This is a genomic window from Microbacterium sp. CFBP 8794 (genome assembly GCF_014841235.1).
GTDB lineage: Bacteria > Actinomycetota > Actinomycetes > Actinomycetales > Microbacteriaceae > Microbacterium.
Genome location: NZ_JACYTT010000001.1, coordinates 267,922 through 283,336 on the forward strand (window position 1 = coordinate 267,922; position 15,415 = coordinate 283,336).

General features: G+C 72.3%; 14 protein-coding genes and 1 riboswitch. Of the genes, 6 read left to right on the plus strand and 8 right to left on the minus strand.

Features of this window, described 5'->3' with window-relative positions; all coding sequences use genetic code 11:
- Positions 1–127 precede the first annotated feature (127 nt).
- Positions 128–829, minus strand: coding sequence for a GntR family transcriptional regulator (locus IFU19_RS01145; RefSeq protein WP_055832800.1), 702 nt, complete (start codon positions 827–829; stop codon positions 128–130).
- Between the two features lie 187 nt (positions 830–1,016).
- On the opposite strand from IFU19_RS01145, the gene IFU19_RS01150 reads away from it, so the two are divergent.
- The 6 genes from IFU19_RS01150 to IFU19_RS01175 are packed head-to-tail and all read left to right on the plus strand — an operon-like array spanning position 1,017 to position 8,241.
- Positions 1,017–1,934, plus strand: coding sequence for an ABC transporter permease subunit (locus IFU19_RS01150; RefSeq protein ID WP_192012690.1), 918 nt, complete (start codon positions 1,017–1,019; stop codon positions 1,932–1,934).
- Positions 1,931–2,830, plus strand: a complete 900-nt coding sequence (locus IFU19_RS01155; protein ID WP_055832798.1) for an ABC transporter permease — start codon at positions 1,931–1,933, stop codon at positions 2,828–2,830. Before IFU19_RS01150 ends, IFU19_RS01155 begins: the two co-directional genes overlap by 4 nt.
- Complete coding sequence (locus IFU19_RS01160; RefSeq protein ID WP_192012691.1) at positions 2,827–4,497, plus strand: dipeptide ABC transporter ATP-binding protein; 1,671 nt, start codon at positions 2,827–2,829, stop codon at positions 4,495–4,497. Before IFU19_RS01155 ends, IFU19_RS01160 begins: the two co-directional genes overlap by 4 nt.
- On the plus strand, positions 4,494–6,032 hold the full coding sequence (locus IFU19_RS01165) for an ABC transporter substrate-binding protein (protein WP_055832797.1): 1,539 nt from the start codon (positions 4,494–4,496) through the stop codon (positions 6,030–6,032). The genes IFU19_RS01160 and IFU19_RS01165 overlap by 4 nt, the downstream gene beginning before the upstream one ends.
- The gene (locus IFU19_RS01170; protein ID WP_192012692.1) at positions 6,029–7,252 is read left to right on the plus strand and encodes an amidohydrolase family protein; all 1,224 of its coding nucleotides are present in this window, start codon (positions 6,029–6,031) and stop codon (positions 7,250–7,252) included. The genes IFU19_RS01165 and IFU19_RS01170 overlap by 4 nt, the downstream gene beginning before the upstream one ends.
- Positions 7,252–8,241 carry an ornithine cyclodeaminase family protein gene (locus IFU19_RS01175; protein ID WP_156459345.1) on the plus strand — a complete coding sequence of 330 codons (990 nt, stop codon included), beginning with the start codon at positions 7,252–7,254 and terminating at the stop codon, positions 8,239–8,241. The genes IFU19_RS01170 and IFU19_RS01175 overlap by 1 nt, the downstream gene beginning before the upstream one ends.
- Positions 8,242–8,662: 421 nt before the next feature.
- Here IFU19_RS01175 and IFU19_RS01180 read toward each other — a convergent pair whose 3' ends face one another.
- The 7 genes from IFU19_RS01180 to IFU19_RS01210 all read right to left on the minus strand — a co-directional run bounded on the left by IFU19_RS01180 (position 8,663) and on the right by IFU19_RS01210 (position 15,297).
- Entirely contained in the window at positions 8,663–9,517 is an 855-nt protein-coding gene (locus tag IFU19_RS01180) for an SDR family oxidoreductase (RefSeq protein WP_192012693.1), read from the minus strand.
- The gene (locus IFU19_RS01185; protein WP_192012694.1) at positions 9,514–10,290 is read right to left on the minus strand and encodes an enoyl-CoA hydratase/isomerase family protein; all 777 of its coding nucleotides are present in this window, start codon (positions 10,288–10,290) and stop codon (positions 9,514–9,516) included. The genes IFU19_RS01180 and IFU19_RS01185 overlap by 4 nt, the downstream gene beginning before the upstream one ends.
- On the minus strand, positions 10,287–11,048 hold the full coding sequence (locus IFU19_RS01190; protein WP_192012695.1) for an SDR family NAD(P)-dependent oxidoreductase: 762 nt from the start codon (positions 11,046–11,048) through the stop codon (positions 10,287–10,289). Before IFU19_RS01190 ends, IFU19_RS01185 begins: the two co-directional genes overlap by 4 nt.
- A 45-nt stretch (positions 11,049–11,093) precedes the next feature.
- The gene (locus IFU19_RS01195; protein ID WP_192012696.1) at positions 11,094–12,053 is read right to left on the minus strand and encodes a hypothetical protein; all 960 of its coding nucleotides are present in this window, start codon (positions 12,051–12,053) and stop codon (positions 11,094–11,096) included.
- A gap of 372 nt (positions 12,054–12,425) precedes the next feature.
- Positions 12,426–13,211 carry an energy-coupling factor transporter transmembrane protein EcfT gene (locus IFU19_RS01200; RefSeq protein ID WP_191915414.1) on the minus strand — a complete coding sequence of 262 codons (786 nt, stop codon included), beginning with the start codon at positions 13,209–13,211 and terminating at the stop codon, positions 12,426–12,428.
- The gene (locus tag IFU19_RS01205; protein ID WP_192012697.1) at positions 13,208–14,656 is read right to left on the minus strand and encodes an ABC transporter ATP-binding protein; all 1,449 of its coding nucleotides are present in this window, start codon (positions 14,654–14,656) and stop codon (positions 13,208–13,210) included. The genes IFU19_RS01200 and IFU19_RS01205 overlap by 4 nt, the downstream gene beginning before the upstream one ends.
- The gene (locus IFU19_RS01210; RefSeq protein WP_191915412.1) at positions 14,656–15,297 is read right to left on the minus strand and encodes an ECF transporter S component; all 642 of its coding nucleotides are present in this window, start codon (positions 15,295–15,297) and stop codon (positions 14,656–14,658) included. The genes IFU19_RS01205 and IFU19_RS01210 overlap by 1 nt, the downstream gene beginning before the upstream one ends.
- Positions 15,289–15,399, minus strand: a riboswitch (TPP riboswitch). (Overlaps the previous gene by 9 nt.)
- Positions 15,400–15,415 lie beyond the last annotated feature (16 nt).

Here is a 15,415-nt window from a genome sequence, read left to right on the forward strand (position 1 = left end):
AGCGTGGGTTCGTGCGGCGCCTCACACGCCGCGCGACAGCACATGCGCCACACCGGTCATGCAGATGGACCCGCGGATCGCGTTACTCGCAGCCGGGTGGAGCAGCGCGGGCGCCCTCTCGGCGCGGTCAGGCCCCCGACGTGACCCGGCGCGACCGCCGGCGACGCTCCGCCCGCTCGACGGGGGGAAGCCGCTCGACCAGACCCGGCATCGACTCCACGCGGGCCCGCTCGACGTGCGCGGCGGCGAGCGTCTGCGCGAGCGAGACGTGCCCGCCCACGATCGCCTCCACCATCTCGGCGTGCTCATCCCATCGACCGGGGGTGTCGCGTTCGGGCGTCAGACGGAAGAGCCATCGCGTGCGCCCCGTGAGCAGACCGCTCATCCGCGAGAGCAGCGCGTGACCGGCGAGGGCGAAGATCTCGTCGTGCAGATCGGAGTTGCGCGACGAGGCCGACGCCGCGGCGACCGACGCGACGTGCGCCACGTCGAGCGCGGCCCGCAGCGCTGCGGTGTCGGCGCCCGCGGCGGCGCGCTCCGCGGCGAGTGCCGCGGCGAAGGGCTCGAGGTGCATGCGCATGTCGAACAGCTCCCTCGCGTCGTCGACCGTGAAGCGGTGCACGACGGCCGCACGGCGATGGGCCGACGACACGAACCCCTCGGCCTCGAGCACGTGCAGCGCCTCTCTGACGGGCACCCGCGAAACGCCGAGCTCCTCGGCGATGTCGCGTTCGCCGAGCTTGTCGCCCATGTCGATCTCACCGGTGATGATGCGCTCGCGCAGGATGTGCGCGATGCGCCGGCCGGTCGCGTCGATGTCGTCGTCCACGCCTCCATCCTGACAGGGGTGAGACGTGGGAGGAAACCGTCGTTTGGTATTCCAAACGACGCAATATGGGTCGCTCAAATGGCTTGAATCGCAATTTGGTACTCCAAAGTGACGCCCGCGTAAGGATCACATTGCGTGTTCGTTACATCGCCTTGGTATACCCGTTGCGCGCCGTAGCGTCACCTCCGTGCTCGCCTTCCTCCTCCGCCGCCTCGCCCTGGCCGGCGCCACGGTCTTCCTCGTGGTCACGATCGGCTTCGTCCTCGGTCGCCTCACCGGCGCCCCCGGCGCACTCCTGCTCCCCGACAACGCCAGCAGTGCCGACGTCGACGCGCTCAACGCCAGCCTCGGCTTCGACCGCCCGGTCATGGTGCAGTACCTCGACTTCCTCCGCGGAGTCGTCGTCGGCGACCTCGGCGACTCGTACCGCCTGCACGAGTCCGCGCTCGGGCTCGTGTGGGAACGCCTCCCCGCCACGGTCGAACTCGCCTTCTGGGCGTTCCTGGCCGGCTTCGCCCTCGCGCTCGTGGCAGCCGTCGTCATCCACCTCAGTGGCAGCCGGGTCCTGCGCGCCGTCGTCGGCTGGCTCGGCGCCACCCGGCAGGCGGTGCCCGACTTCTTCTTCGCTCTGCTGCTCGTGCTGATCTTCTCGGTCACGCTCGGCCTGCTGCCGTCCTTGGGCCGCACGAGTCCGGCGAGCCTCGTACTCCCGGTCGTGACCCTCGCCACCGGCCAGTTCGTGATGTATCTCCGCCTGCTCGACGCCGCGCTGAGCGATCAAGCCGAGCAGGACTACGTGCGCACGGCCTTCGCGATCGGCCAGTCGCGACCGACCATCCTGTTCACGCAGATGCTCCCCAACGCCCTGCCGCCGGTGCTCGGCATGGCCGGCCTCAACCTCGGCGGTCTGCTCGGCGGCACCGTCGTGGTCGAGGTGGTGTTCGCCTGGCCGGGGCTCGGCAGCCTGCTGACGGCCGCCGTGAGTCAGCGCGACTTCCCGATCGTCCAGGCGGGGCTCCTCTTCGTCGCCGTCGCCTTCGTCGTCGTCAACACCCTCGTCGACCTGCTCGTCGCCCGCATCGACCCCCGAACGGCCACCTCATGACCACCGTCGCCCTGCCCCCGCTCCCCGAGGCCGCGACCTCGGCACCGCCCCCTCGGCCCCGTCGTCGGCGCCTGCGCCCCTCGGCCGTCGTCGGCATCGTGATGCTCGCCGTCGTGGTCGGCGCGACCGCGCTGCGTCCCGTGCTGCCCGGCTTCGACCCGTTCGGGCAGGACCTGTCGCGCGTCCTTCTCCCGCCCTTCGTCGACCCGGCGCACCCGCTGGGCACCGACCCGCTCGGGCGCGACCTGTTCAGCAGGATCGCCCTCGCCTCCGCCGTCACCCTCGGCATCACGGTGGCCATCGTGTGCCTCAACGCGGTGATCGGCACCACGGTCGGCATCCTGGCCGGCTTCTTCGGAGGGCGGATCGAGTCCGCTCTGTCGGTGCTGTCGAACACCGTGCTGGCGATGCCCGTCGTGCTGCTGCTCATCGCCGTCTGCGCCGTCGTCCCGCCCAGCGCGGGGCTTACGATCCTCGTCGTCGGCTGCACCTGGTGGGTGGGCTACGCCCGGGTCACCCGCAACGTCGCCGCGGCCCTTCGGGCGCAGGACTTCGTCGTGGCACCGCGCACACAGGGTGCCGATCGCTTCTGGTCTCTCACCCGACACGTGCTGCCGAACGTCTGGCCGCACACGCTCATCATCGCCGCGACCGACATCGCCACGATCGTGCTCGTCGAGGCATCTCTGGAGTACCTCGGTCTCGGCGTGCAACCGCCCACGCCCAGCTGGGGCGCCATGATCTACGACGGCCAGAAGTACCTGGCCACCGACCCCTGGCTGGTGATCCTGCCCGGGATCGCGATGTTCCTCGCCGTGGGCGGCGTGCAGTTCCTCAGCCAGCAGTTCACCGCCGAGGCGCGTGGCGCCTTCCTGCGCAAGGGAGCCCGACGATGACCCGTCCCGTCCTGTCCGTCGAGAACCTGCGTCTGGATGCCACGACCGACGAGGGCCACCGCACCGTGGTTCACGACGTCTCGTTCGAGGTGGCGCCCTCGTCCGCGCTCGGCGTCGTCGGCGAGTCCGGCTCCGGCAAGAGCCTCACGATGCTCGCCGCCCTCGGCCTGCTGCCCCCGGGCGTGCGCGTCGCCTCGGGGAGCGTCTGCATCGACGGCCGCGACGTGACGTCGATGAGCGAGCGGGAGCTCCGCAGCATGCGCGGCCGGGTGACCGGGATGGTGTTCCAAGACCCGATGTCGGCGCTCAACCCGCTGCGCTCGGTGGGTGCGCAGGTCGCCGCCGCGGTGCGCGCCCACTCCCCCGCCACCTCGCGCACCGCCGCCCGCCGACGCGCGGTCGAGCTGCTGCAATCGGTGGGCGTCCGCGACGCCGCCGACCGCGCGGCGTCGCGGCCCCACCAGTGGTCGGGCGGCATGCGCCAGCGCGCGGTCATCGCCATGGCCATCGCCAACGACCCGCTGCTGCTCATCGCCGACGAGCCCACCACGGCGCTCGACGTCACGGTCCAGGCGCAGGTCATGGCCCTGCTCGACGACGTGCGCGAACGCACCGGGTCGGCGTTGGCGCTCATCAGCCACGACCTGGGCCTCGTGGCTCAGCACACCGACGACCTCGTCGTGATGCGGTCGGGACGAGTCGTCGAGCACGGTGAGACCCGCGCGGTGCTGTCGGCCCCCGCTCACGAGTACACGCGGCGGCTGCTCGCGGCGGCGCCGTCGACCCGCACCGGGGCGGACCGCCCGGCGCTCGTCGAAACCGCCGAGGAGCCCGCCCTGGAGGTGACCGACCTCGTCGTCGAGTACCCCGGTCGACGAGGCCGACGCACCCGGGCGGTCGACGGCGTGTCCCTGCGCATCCGCGCCAGAGAGACCGTCGCCGTCGTCGGGGAGTCCGGATGCGGCAAGTCGTCGCTGCTGCGCGCCATCCTGGGCCTCACCCCGGCGAGCGCGGGCACCATCCGCTTCGAGGGGCGCACCGTGTCCCCCGACATCGCCGGACGTAGCGCCGAGATCCGCTCGCGCGCCCAGGTGGTGTTCCAAGACCCGTCGTCGGCGCTGGACCCGCGCATGAGCGTCGCCCGCTCCGTCGGCGAACCGCTGAAGATCCGCCGGAGCTTCACTTCGGCGCGCGTGCGCACGCTGCTCGACGGGGTCGGCCTCGACAGCTCGTTCGACGACCGTCTTCCCACCCGTCTGTCGGGCGGGCAGCGCCAGCGCGTCGGCATCGCCCGCGCTCTCGCCCTCGACCCGGCGATCGTGCTGCTCGACGAGCCCGTCTCGGCGCTCGACGTCTCGATCCAGGCGCAGGTGCTCGACCTGCTGGGCGGTCTGCAGCGCGAGCAGCGACTCGCCTACCTCTTCGTCTCGCACGACCTCGGCGTCGTCCGCGGCATCGCGGACCGCGTCGTCGTGATGCAGGCCGGACGCATCGTCGAAGAGGGCCCGACCGAGCGCGTCTTCGCCGAGCCGCGGCATCCGTACACCCGCACCCTGCTCGACGCCATCCCGCACCTCTTCTCCCACTCACCCACCCGGCCCGCGTCACCCACCCTCGCCGACTCACCCGCCCTCTCTGCGTCGCCCACCCGAAAGGCCCTCTCATGACCCGCTCGACAGCCCGCCGCGCCCTCGCAGGCGCCGCCGCCCTCACCCTCGGCAGCGTGATCCTCGCCGGATGCGCCGGCGGATTCGACTCCCCCACCGGCTCGGGCGAGACCGCCCGCACGAGCCTGACCGCCGCTCTGCCCACCGATCCGAGCTCCATGGACCCCATCCGTTCGGGCGCGCTGGTCGTACTGTCGGTCTTCTTCCACACCCACGATCAGCTGGTGAAGATCGCCGCCGACGGCACCCTCGAGCCGAAGCTCGCGACGGACTGGAAAGCCAACGACGACCTGACCCAGTGGGAGTTCACGCTCACCCCCGACGTGACCGCCAGCAACGGCGAGGCCATCGACGCCGACGACGTGGTCTTCACGTACGAGACGATCCTGGGCGATCCGAGCGGCGAGAACTACGCCTACCTCTCGTCCCTCGACAGCGTCGAGGCGGTGGATGCCACCACCGTGCGCTTCACCCTCAAGCAGCCGTTCTCGGCCTTCCCCCGCAACACCTCGCTCATCTCGATCGTGCCCGCCGACACCTACCAGCAGATGGGGGCCGACGCCTACGCCCGGGAGCCGATCGGATCGGGGCCCTACGTCTTCGACAACATCACCACGGGCGTGTCGTACGACCTGAAGCGCAACGACGACTACCGGGGTCCGGCCCCGGTCATCGAGGAGATCTCGCTGCAGCCGGTGTCGTCCACCGAATCGCGCGCGAACGGCGTGCTCTCGGGCAGCCTCGATGTCGCCCAGATCGGACCGACGCAGGTGGCCTCGGTGCAGGCCGCGCCGTCGGCGCAGACCTTCTCGGCCGCCTCGAACGGGGTCGTCTTCCTCGGCGTGAACTCCACCGCCGGCCCCCTGCAGGACGTGCGCGTGCGCCAGGCGGTGGCCAAGGCCGTCGACACCCAGGCGATCGTCGACTCCCTGCTGTCGGGACTCGCCGAGCCCGCGAAGGCCATGATCGCGCCGGCGGTGGAGGGCTTCTCCGACTCCGTCCAGCCCGTCGGCTACGACCCCGACGGCGCGCGTGCGCTGCTGGCCGAGGCCGGCTACGACGGCACGCCGATCCCGTTCGACTACGCCACCGACGGTCGCATCCCGCTCTCGAGCGAGGTGGCCCAGAGCATCCAGGGCTACCTGCAGGCCGTCGGCATCGCCGTGGACATGCGCGGCGCCGACCAGCAGAGCCACACGCTGAAGGTGCGCGGCCGCGAGATGCAGGGCGTCTACCTCAACACCTGGGCCCCCTCCACGCTCGACGGCGACCTGCCCCTCACCGACTTCTATGAGACGGCCGGCAACAACAACTACGCGCAGGATCCCGCCACCGCCGCCTGGGCGGCGGAGCAGCGCGGGGTCGAGGGCGACGCACGCCAGCAGGTCTTCGAGGAGTTGCTGGATTACAGCAACACGCAGGGCTACTTCGTTCCGCTGTACGTGCCCTTCAACAACTTCGCCGCCGTGAGCGGACTGCGTTGGACCCCGCGCGCCGACGGTCTGTACGACTTCACCGGAACGAGCTTCGAGTGACCTCCACCGTCCTCACCGACGTCCGCCCCTGGGGCGGTCCCCTCTCCGACGTCGTCCTCGCCGACGGTCTCATCGCCGGCATCCATCCGGCGGGCACGGAACCCATCGACCCCGCGACCGAGACGGTGTCGGGCCGCGGACGCATCCTGCTGCCGTCGTTCGCCGACGTGCACGTGCACCTCGACTCGACCCGCATCGGCCTGCCGTTCCGGCCCCACACCGGGGTGCCCGGGGTGTGGGGCATGATGCTGAACGACCGCGACAACTGGCGCCACGCCGAGCGGAGCATGGAGCACCGCGTGGCGACGACGCTCGAGGGCGCGATCGCGCGCGGCACGACCCAGGTGCGCACCTACGCCCAGGTCGACGTCGACGCGGATCTCGAGAGATTGGATGCCGTGCTCGCGGCGCGCGAAGCCAACCTCGACCGGTGCGAGGTCGAGATCATCGCGTTCCCGCAGGCGGGTCTGCTGCGCGAGGCGGGATCGATCGAGGTGCTCGATCGGGCGATGGCCCGCGGTGCCGATGTGGTCGGCGGGATCGATCCGTGCGCCCTGGATCGCGACCCGGTCCGGCATCTCGACGCCGTGTTCTCCATCGCGGAGCGCTACGGCGCCCCCATCGACATCCACCTGCACGAACCGGACCAGCTGGCGAAGTTCTCGGCCGAGCTGATCGTCGAGCGCACCCGCGCCCTCGACATGCGCGGCCGCGTCACCATCTCGCACGGCTACGGCCTGGGGCGCCTGCCCGAGGCGCAACTGCGGGCGCTGCTCGAGCAGTTCCGCGACCTCGGCATCTCGATGGCCACGATCGCCCCCCCGTCGCCGCTGCCCACGCACCTGCTCGACGAGTACGGCATCGCGCTGGGCCTCGGGCAGGACGGCCAGCGCGACTACTGGTCGCCCTACGGCAACACCGACATGCTCGACCGCACCTGGCAGCTGGCCTTCACCAACGGCTTCCGCCGTGACGACGACATCGAGCACTGCGTCGCGATCGCCACGGTGGGGGGTCGCGCGGTGATGGGCCGGGCGGCCATGCCGGCCCACGGCGCCGAGCACCCCGGCGTCGGGATCGGCGACCCCGCCGACCTCGTGCTGGTCGCCGGCGAGACCGTGACGGCGGCCGTGATGGACCGCCCGATCGACCGCACCGTGCTCTTCCGCGGTGTCGTCGTCGCCGACGCCCTCGAGCTGACCGACGGGAGCCGCGCCTGATGCTGCTGCTGAGCACGCCCCAGTTGGAGGGTCTCGTCGACCGCGAGGCCATCGCCGAGGCCGTCTCCCGCGGGTTCGCCGAGATCGCCGAGGGCCGCGCCGATCAGCCCGGCCCGACCTCGATGTCGACGCCGGCGGACTCCAACCGCTTCATCCTGATGTCGGCGGTGTCCGAGGCCTCCGACCTCGCGGGCGTCAAGCTCCTCGCCGACGTCCCCGACAACGCGGGGCGCCGGCTGCCGACCCAGCGCTCGATGATCCTCGTCGTCGATCGCGTCGACGGGTCGCCGGTCGCGCTGCTGCACGGCGCCGTGCCGACCCGGGTGCGCACCGCCGCCGCCAGCGCGGTGGCCACCCGCACGCTCTCGCGCCCCGACAGCCGGACCCTCGGCCTGATCGGCGCCGGGGCGTTGGCCCGCGAGCACGCCCTGGCGCTGCGCGACGTGCGGCCCTTCGACCGCGTCGTGGTGTGGTCGCGCACGCGCGAGCGCGCCGAGGGCCTCGCCGCCGAGCTTCGAGACGAGGGATGGCCCACGACGATCGACGTCGTGGCATCCCCTCGCGAGGTGCTCGAGGAGGCCGACGTCGTCTGCACCCTGACCCCGTCGGTGGAGGCGATCGTCGAGGGCGCGTGGCTGCGCCCGGGGCAGCACCTCAACGTCGTCGGCGCCCGCCCGCGCGCGGATGAGCGCGAGGTCGACGGTGCGGCCATGGCCCGGTCCTCGATCTGGGTCGACGACCGGGCGACGGCGCGCACGAAGTCGGGCGACCTGCTGCGGGCGATCGCCGAGGGCGCGATCTCCGAGGCCGACGTCGTCGGCACGATCGGAGAGGTCGTCGCCGGTCTCGCGCGGGGCCGCCGGTCGCCGGAGGAGATCACGCTGTTCGACTCGGTGGGGATCGGTGCGCAGGACGTCGCGGTCGCCGACGTCTTCATCCGCGCCGCCCGCGCGCAGGGCCTCGGCACGACGGTCGACCTGAGCGCCTGAGCGACCCGTCGTCCCGGCGGCGCCCACGCGCGGCGGCGCCCGCTCGGCATCCGCGATGCCGATAAACGCTGTTCGTGCGCATAAACGCGGTGACGGGGCGTTTATGCGCACGAATCGCGTTCATGGACGCACTGCACCACCGCGACTCCTCGCCCGCTGGGAGCCGTGCGCCATTGCGGCACCGCGCACCTCGCTCGCGTCGGGCTGGCCCGTCGATCTGTCGTGCGAGCGGTGCACCCGCCCATAAACGCGATTCGTGCCGATAAACGCGGTGACAGAGCGTTTATGCGCACGAACAGCGTTTATGGATGCCGACCGCAGCGCCCCGCGCCGACGGAGGACGCCACGCCCACCGCGGGGCCCCACGACCCCACGCCCACCGCACGACCTCTACCGCCCGAGGAAGGGACCGGCGCCCCGTTCAGTCCAAGAAGATGTCGGGGTACATCGCGGCATCCGGCGTTCCGGGCACGGCGGCGTAGCCCGAGAAGTCCGTCACCCCCGCGGCGAGGAGCACGTCCTCGACGATCAGCGTCTGCCCGGTCCGCTCGCGTGCCGGTGCGGTGAGCACCTCGTACGCCGCGTCGGCGTAGATCTCGGGCGTGCGCGACACGGCCATGAGCCGGTCGCCGCCGATGACGTTCTGCACCGCCGCGGTCGCGATCGTCGTGCGCGGCCACAGGGTGTTGGCGGCGATCCCGTCGCCCGCGAACTCCTCGGCGAGGCCCAGCGTCGCCATCGTCATGCCGAACTTCGCGAGGCTGTACCCGGTGTGCGCCCCCAGCCAGCGAGGAGTGACGTTCAGCGGCGGCGAGAGCGACAGGATGTGGGGGTTCTCGGCATCCTTCAGCGAGGGGACCGCGGAGCGCGAGAGCAGAAACGTGCCGCGGACGTTCACGTCCTGCATGAGGTCGTACTTCTTCGTCGCGAGCTCGAGCGAACCCGACAGGTCGATGACGCTGGCGTTGTTCACGACGATGTCGATGCCGCCGAACTCCCCCACGGTGCGCCACACGGCCTCGGTGATCGACTCCTCGTCGCGCACGTCGCCGACGATGGGCAGTGCCTGACCGCCCGCCGCGCGGATCGCCTCCGCGGCGGTGTGCACCGTGCCCTCGAGCTTGGGGTGCGGGGTGTCGGTCTTGGCCAGCAGCGCGATGTTCGCCCCGTCGCGCGCGGCGCGCAGCGCGATGGCGAGGCCGATGCCGCGGCTGCCGCCCGACATGAGGATGGTCTTTCCGGCCAGTGCGGCGCCGGAGGAGGGCGACGTGCTCATGCGCGTCCTTTCGCGGAGGCGGCGGCGAAGGCGGCGACCCGCGCTTTCGCCTCGGGGGTGTCGAAGGCGGCGCCGATCGTGGCGGCCTCGTCGGCGAGGTTCTCGGCCAGGGTGCGTCCGGCGCCCACGCGCACGAGGCGCGTCGCCTGCCCGAACGCCGCGGTCGCGCCGTCGAGCCAGAACCGCGCGATCTCATTCACACGGGGCGCCAGATCCCCGGATGCCACGACCTCGGCCAACAGCCCCCAATCCAGGGCCTCGGCGGCTGAGAGCATGCGGTCCTGCAGCAGCAGCTGCAGCGCACGCCGCTGACCGATCGCCGCGGGCAGCAGGGTGGAGACGCCGAGGTCGGGGGTGAGGCCGATGTTGGCGTAGCGACTGACGAAGCGGGCGTTCTCGCTCGCGACGACGTAGTCGGCGGTGAGCATGAGGCCGAGCCCGCCACCGGCGACGGCACCCTGGACGGCGGCGACCATCGGCAGCGGCCCCTCGGCGAAGGTGCGGATGCCGTCGTGGATCGCCTCGGCCGTCTCGGTCACCTCGCGCCCCGACGCCCCGGTCGTCGCCATGGCCACCACGTCGCCGCCCGCGCAGAACGCGGGGCCGGTGGCATCCAGGATCACCGCTCCGACGGACGCGTCCGACGTCACCTCGTGCGCGACCTCGCGCCAGCGGCGCGCCATCGGGAAGTCCATCGCGTTCAGCGACGCGGCGCGGTCGAAGGTGACGCGCGCGAGCCCGTCCTCGACGTGGAGCAGGATGCCGTCGGTCATTTCGGCGCCATCCGGATCGCGCCGTCGAGGCGGATCGTCTCGCCGTTGAGGTAGCCGTTGTCGGCGATCGCGAGCACGAGACGCGCGTATTCGTCGGGGGTTCCGAGGCGGGAGGGGTAGGGCACCTGCTGGCCGAGCGAGTCCTGCGCAGCCTGCGGGAGACCCTTCAGCATGGGGGTCTCCATGATTCCGGGGGCGATCGTGACCACCCGGATGCCGTAGCGGGCGAGCTCTCGCGCGAGGGGCAGCGTCATCGCGTGCACGCCGCCTTTGCTGGCGGAGTAGGCGGGCTGGCCGATCTGTCCGTCGAAGGCCGCGACGCTCGCCGTGTTCACGATGACGCCGCGGTCCCCACTCTCGGTCGGTTCGGTCTTCGCCATGACGGCCGAGGTCTGCGCGACGACGTTGTAGGTGCCGATGAGGTTGACGCGCACGACGCGCTCGAAGTCCTGCAGCGAGGTGGGCGCGCCCTCGCGGTCGAGCACCTTGGCGGGAGGCGCGATGCCGGCGCAGTTGACGACCACGCGCAGGGGGCCCGCTTCGGCGGCGCGGGCGGCGGCGTCCGCGATCTGGTCGGCATCCGTCACGTCGGCGGCGACGAAGGAGCCACCGAGCCCCTCGGCGACGGCGGCACCGTTCGAGGAGGGCAGGTCGACGATCGTGACGTTCGCGCCCGCTGCGGTGAGGCGGCGGACGGTGGCCAGGCCCAGGCCCGAGGCACCGCCGGTGACGAGGGCGGAGGCTCCTGCGATATCCATGCGTTCTCCTTCGAAGCTGAAACCGGGTCCCACCCTAGTCGAGACTCAGGATCGCGACGAGCCCCGCCCGCGCGTGCGCCCGGGGTGGGTGCGGATGGCCGCGGTCGCCGCTCCGTCGACGAGCAGGATGACCTCTTCGGGATTCCAGTCGTACGCGGTGCGCAAGCGTTCGCCGAGCGCCGTCGTCGCGTTCGGCACCGACGTCTCCACCCCGCCCGCCACGTCCGCCGCCTCGGGATCGAGGTCGCGCGCGGCGGCGCGCAGGTCGACGAGAAGAGCGCGCATGCGGTCGGGCCCGTACGCCGCGGATGCCAGATCCCAATCGCCGATGACGACGGCGGCGCCGGGTGCGCACCGCGTCGGGGGCTCGGCGACCCGGGGACCGAAGCGCAGACGCACCACCGACGCGCCGTTGAGCAGCACGGCGAGCGCGCCCAGCACGGTGGCCGGAGCGAACGAGAAGGCCGTGAGGTACAGCGGGGAGTCCCAGCCCGCGCCGAACCCGACCACGACGCGCGCGAGGCTGTACAGCGCGTAGACCGCGGTGACGACGGCGATGATGCGCAACGGCCCCGACGGTTCCACGCGAGCGCGGATCGCCGCCCACGCGCAGGCCCCGCTGACCACCGTCAACGCCAACGCCTTCACCGCGAGCGACGTCGGCAACGGCACGGTCGCGGTGACCGTGGCCACCAGCAGCGCCAGGACGAGCGTCGCCATCGAGGTGCGCAGCGCCCGGGACCCGTCGAGCACGCGCACCGCCACCAGGAGCAGGGCCGGCGCGAGCACCATCGCCACGTCTCCCGCGACCAGGGCGATCATGCCGCCGCCCGTGCCGTAGATGAGGTACATCGCGCTCGAACCGACCGCGCACACTCCCGACACCGCGGCGAAGCGCAGGAAGAGGGTCATCGCCCCGGGGGTCGCGACCCGCGGCAACGCCACGAACAGCACGGCGGCCGCGACCGCGACGCTGACCGCCAACAATCCGATCGACAATTCCATGGCATCCCCCGTGCTCATTCTGCCGCGCTCCGACCCGCCGCACGTACCCCCCGCCCCGCCCCGCTCTCTCCCCGCTCTGTCCCCGCCCGCGCCCCGCCCAGCGCCCCGCCCGCTCCCTCGTCGAGTGTCCAAGACGCGCCGCGCCGCCCGGGCCCACCCCGGCGTGTTCTGGACACTCGACGGCATCGCCGCCGTCCGCGGGTCGCGGGGGTGCGCCGGGCACGCGAGGGTCGTGCGACGAGCATCCCCGTTGTCGGAGAACGGCACGCGACCTGAGCGTTCTCTTCCCCCCTCACCCCCCGTTGAGTGTCCAAAACACGCCGCGCGGGGCCCCCGGGCCGCGGCGTGTCCTGGACACTCAACGGAAGTCGGTCACGTCCCCACGACGCGGAACGCCCCCGTCACCGCCGCCGCCGCCAGCGCGACGGCGATGAGTGCGACCGCGCCGGCGAGGGCCACGGCATCCCGACCCGACAACGTCGACGCGCGCGACCACGTGCGCTCGACGTCGGCGCCGAAGCCGCGGGCCTCCATGGCCGTGGCGAGGGTCGTGCCGCGGCGCACGGCGAAGACCAGCAGCACGAACGCCATCGACAAGAAGCGGCGCACGGCCCCGCGATCGCCCAGACCGCGGGCACGGCGGGCGAGGGTCATCGTGCGCCAGTCGTCGACGAAGAGTCCGACCGTGCGGGCTCCGGCGAGCACGCCCAGCACGAAACGGCTCGGCAGTTTGGCGATCTGGGCGAGGGCGTCGGCGACCTCGGTCGGGTCGGTGCGGGCGAACAGCAGCAGGGTCGGTAGAGCCAGGGCGAACACGCGCAGCAGCACGGCCACCGACAGCGAGAGGGAGTCGTCGCTGATCGTGGCGAAGAGGAACGAGCCGTACACCGTTCCTCCGGGACGGGCGTACAGCAGCATGCTGACCGCAGCGACCGGGGCGAACAGCGCGATCGGCAGCAGGCGTTTCGCGAGCGTGCGGTAGCCCACGCCCGTCAGCGGCACGAGCAGCAGCTCGAGCACGATCGCGGTCGCGGCGCTCACCACGTCGATCGAGGCGAGCAGCGGAACCGACAGCACGAGGGCGATGGCGATCTTCGTGACGGGGTTCACGCCGTCGAGCCAGGCTGTCCTGCGCACCTCGACGGTTGCGCCGGTCACGCCGCGCCCCCGAGCGTGATGCGGTGCTGCCCGAGGTGGCGCACCACGTCGGCGTCGTGCGTGACGGCGACCACCGTGCGCCCGCGCGCGATCTCGCGCTGCAGCAGTCCCACCAGCTCGCTCCAGCCGCGGCGGTCCTGCCCGAACGTCGGCTCGTCGAGCACGATCACCTCCGGAGACGCCGCGAGCACCGTCGCCACCGACAGCCGCCGCTTCTGCCCGCCCGACAGGGTGAAGGGGTTGGCCAGGGCGAGGGATGCTAGATCCAACCGCTCCAACAGCTCGTCGACGATCGCGTCGACCTGGGCCGCCGGCATCCGCAGGGCTCTCGGTCCGACGGCGAGCTCGTCGCGCAGGGTCGCCGCGAGGAACTGGTGCTCGGGCTCCTGGAAGACCGTGCCGATCCGTGTGAGCAACTCGGTCGACCGCCACCGCGAGGGCCGTCGCACCCCGCGGGCGGCGAGCGACTCGGCGGCGACGACCTCGCCCGACAGCTCGGGCAGAAGTCCCGCGAGCGTCAGCGCGAGCGTCGACTTGCCCGCGCCGTTGGGGCCGGTCACGACCGTGCCCGCGCCACGAGGGACGACCACGTCGAGCCCGGATGCGACGACCGTGCGCTTCTCGCGCCCGATCGACAGCGCCGCGGCCGAGAGCACGGCATCCGGGGTCTCGATCGGAGCGAGCACGGGGAGGTCGACCGGGCGACCGGGCACCCAGACGCCCGCCGCGGCGAGCGCGTCGCCGTGGTCGGCGAACACCCGCGCCGGCGGGCCGTCGGCCAGCACTCCGCCGCCGGGGGCGAGCACCACCACCCGCGTCATCAGGTCGGCCCAGACGGCCGTGCGGTGCTCGATGAGCACGACGGTCGTCCCGTCGCTGCGCGCGATGTGCTCGACCGCCCGGCGCACCTCGGCCACGCCGTCGGGATCGAGGTTCGCCGTCGGCTCATCGAGCAGCAGCAGTCCGGGACGCATCGCGAGCACGCCCGCCAGCGCCAGACGTTGCTTCTGCCCGCCCGACAGCGCCTTGGTGGGGCGGTCGAGGGGAACGTCGAGACCCACGGATGCCACGGCCTCGGCCACCCGCGCGGGGATCTCGGCCGCGGGGAGGCCGAGGTTCTCGCACCCGAAGGCGACGTCGTCGCCCACCTTGGACAGCACGATCCCCGCCTCGGGGTCTTGCAGCACCAGGCCGATGCGGCCGCGCTGCGACTCGGGGGCGGCGCCGTCGACGAGGATGCGCCCCGTGCGCTCGCCCTCGTCACTGCCGCCGAGCAGGCCCGCGAGTCCCGCGAGCAGCGTCGACTTACCGGCCCCCGAGGCACCGAGCAGCAGCACGCGTTCGCCGGGCTCGACGATCAGGTCGACGTCGCGGGTGGCGGGGAGCTTGCGGCCGGCGTAGCGCCAGCCCCATCCCTCGACGTCGACGCGGGCGGGGCCCGTCATCAGACGTCGCGGCGCAGTTCCCGCCCCACGGCGAATCGGCTGAGCGCCCCGGTGGCGGCGAGCGCACGCACGAGCAGCCAGCCGACGAGGCCCGCCAGCAGCGCGCCCGAGATCACGAGGGTGCCGAGGTACAGCAGGTTGAACTCGACGGTCTTGGCGATGTTCGGCGAGCTGCCGACGAAGAACTCCAACACCCAGGCGCCGACACCGGCGCCGACGCCCGCGAGCATCGCGACGGGGAGCGTGAAGCGCAGGTAGAGGAAGGCGAGGAAGATCAGCTCCGCACCGAGGCCCTGCGCGAGGCCCGAGAAGATCGTGCCGATGCCCCAGACGTTGCCGATCAGGGCCGACACGACCGCCGCGATCAGCTCGACGAGAAGGGCGGCGCCGGGCTTTCGGATGATGAGCCCGCCGATCACCCCGCCGATCAGCCAGATGCCGACGGCGATGCCGCCGAGGCCGGGGGTGAGGCCGTCCATGGCGGCGAACCACAGCCCTCCGACGGTGTTCCAGCCCCAGAACACGAGACCGATCGCCACGCCCAGCACGGCGGCGACGACGATGTCGACGACGCGCCACTGGAAGCGGTTCGCCGGGGCGACCGCCGAGCGGTTCGCGGGGGCAGACGTAGACGTGTGCATTGTGCTCCTCCCTGCGCCGGCATGATCCGGATCAGGTTCGACGGTCGAAGCGTGGATTCGCTTCCTCTCAGCCCGGCTCACCGGACTCCCGTGGTTGTCGTGACGAGTATAGGGGTGC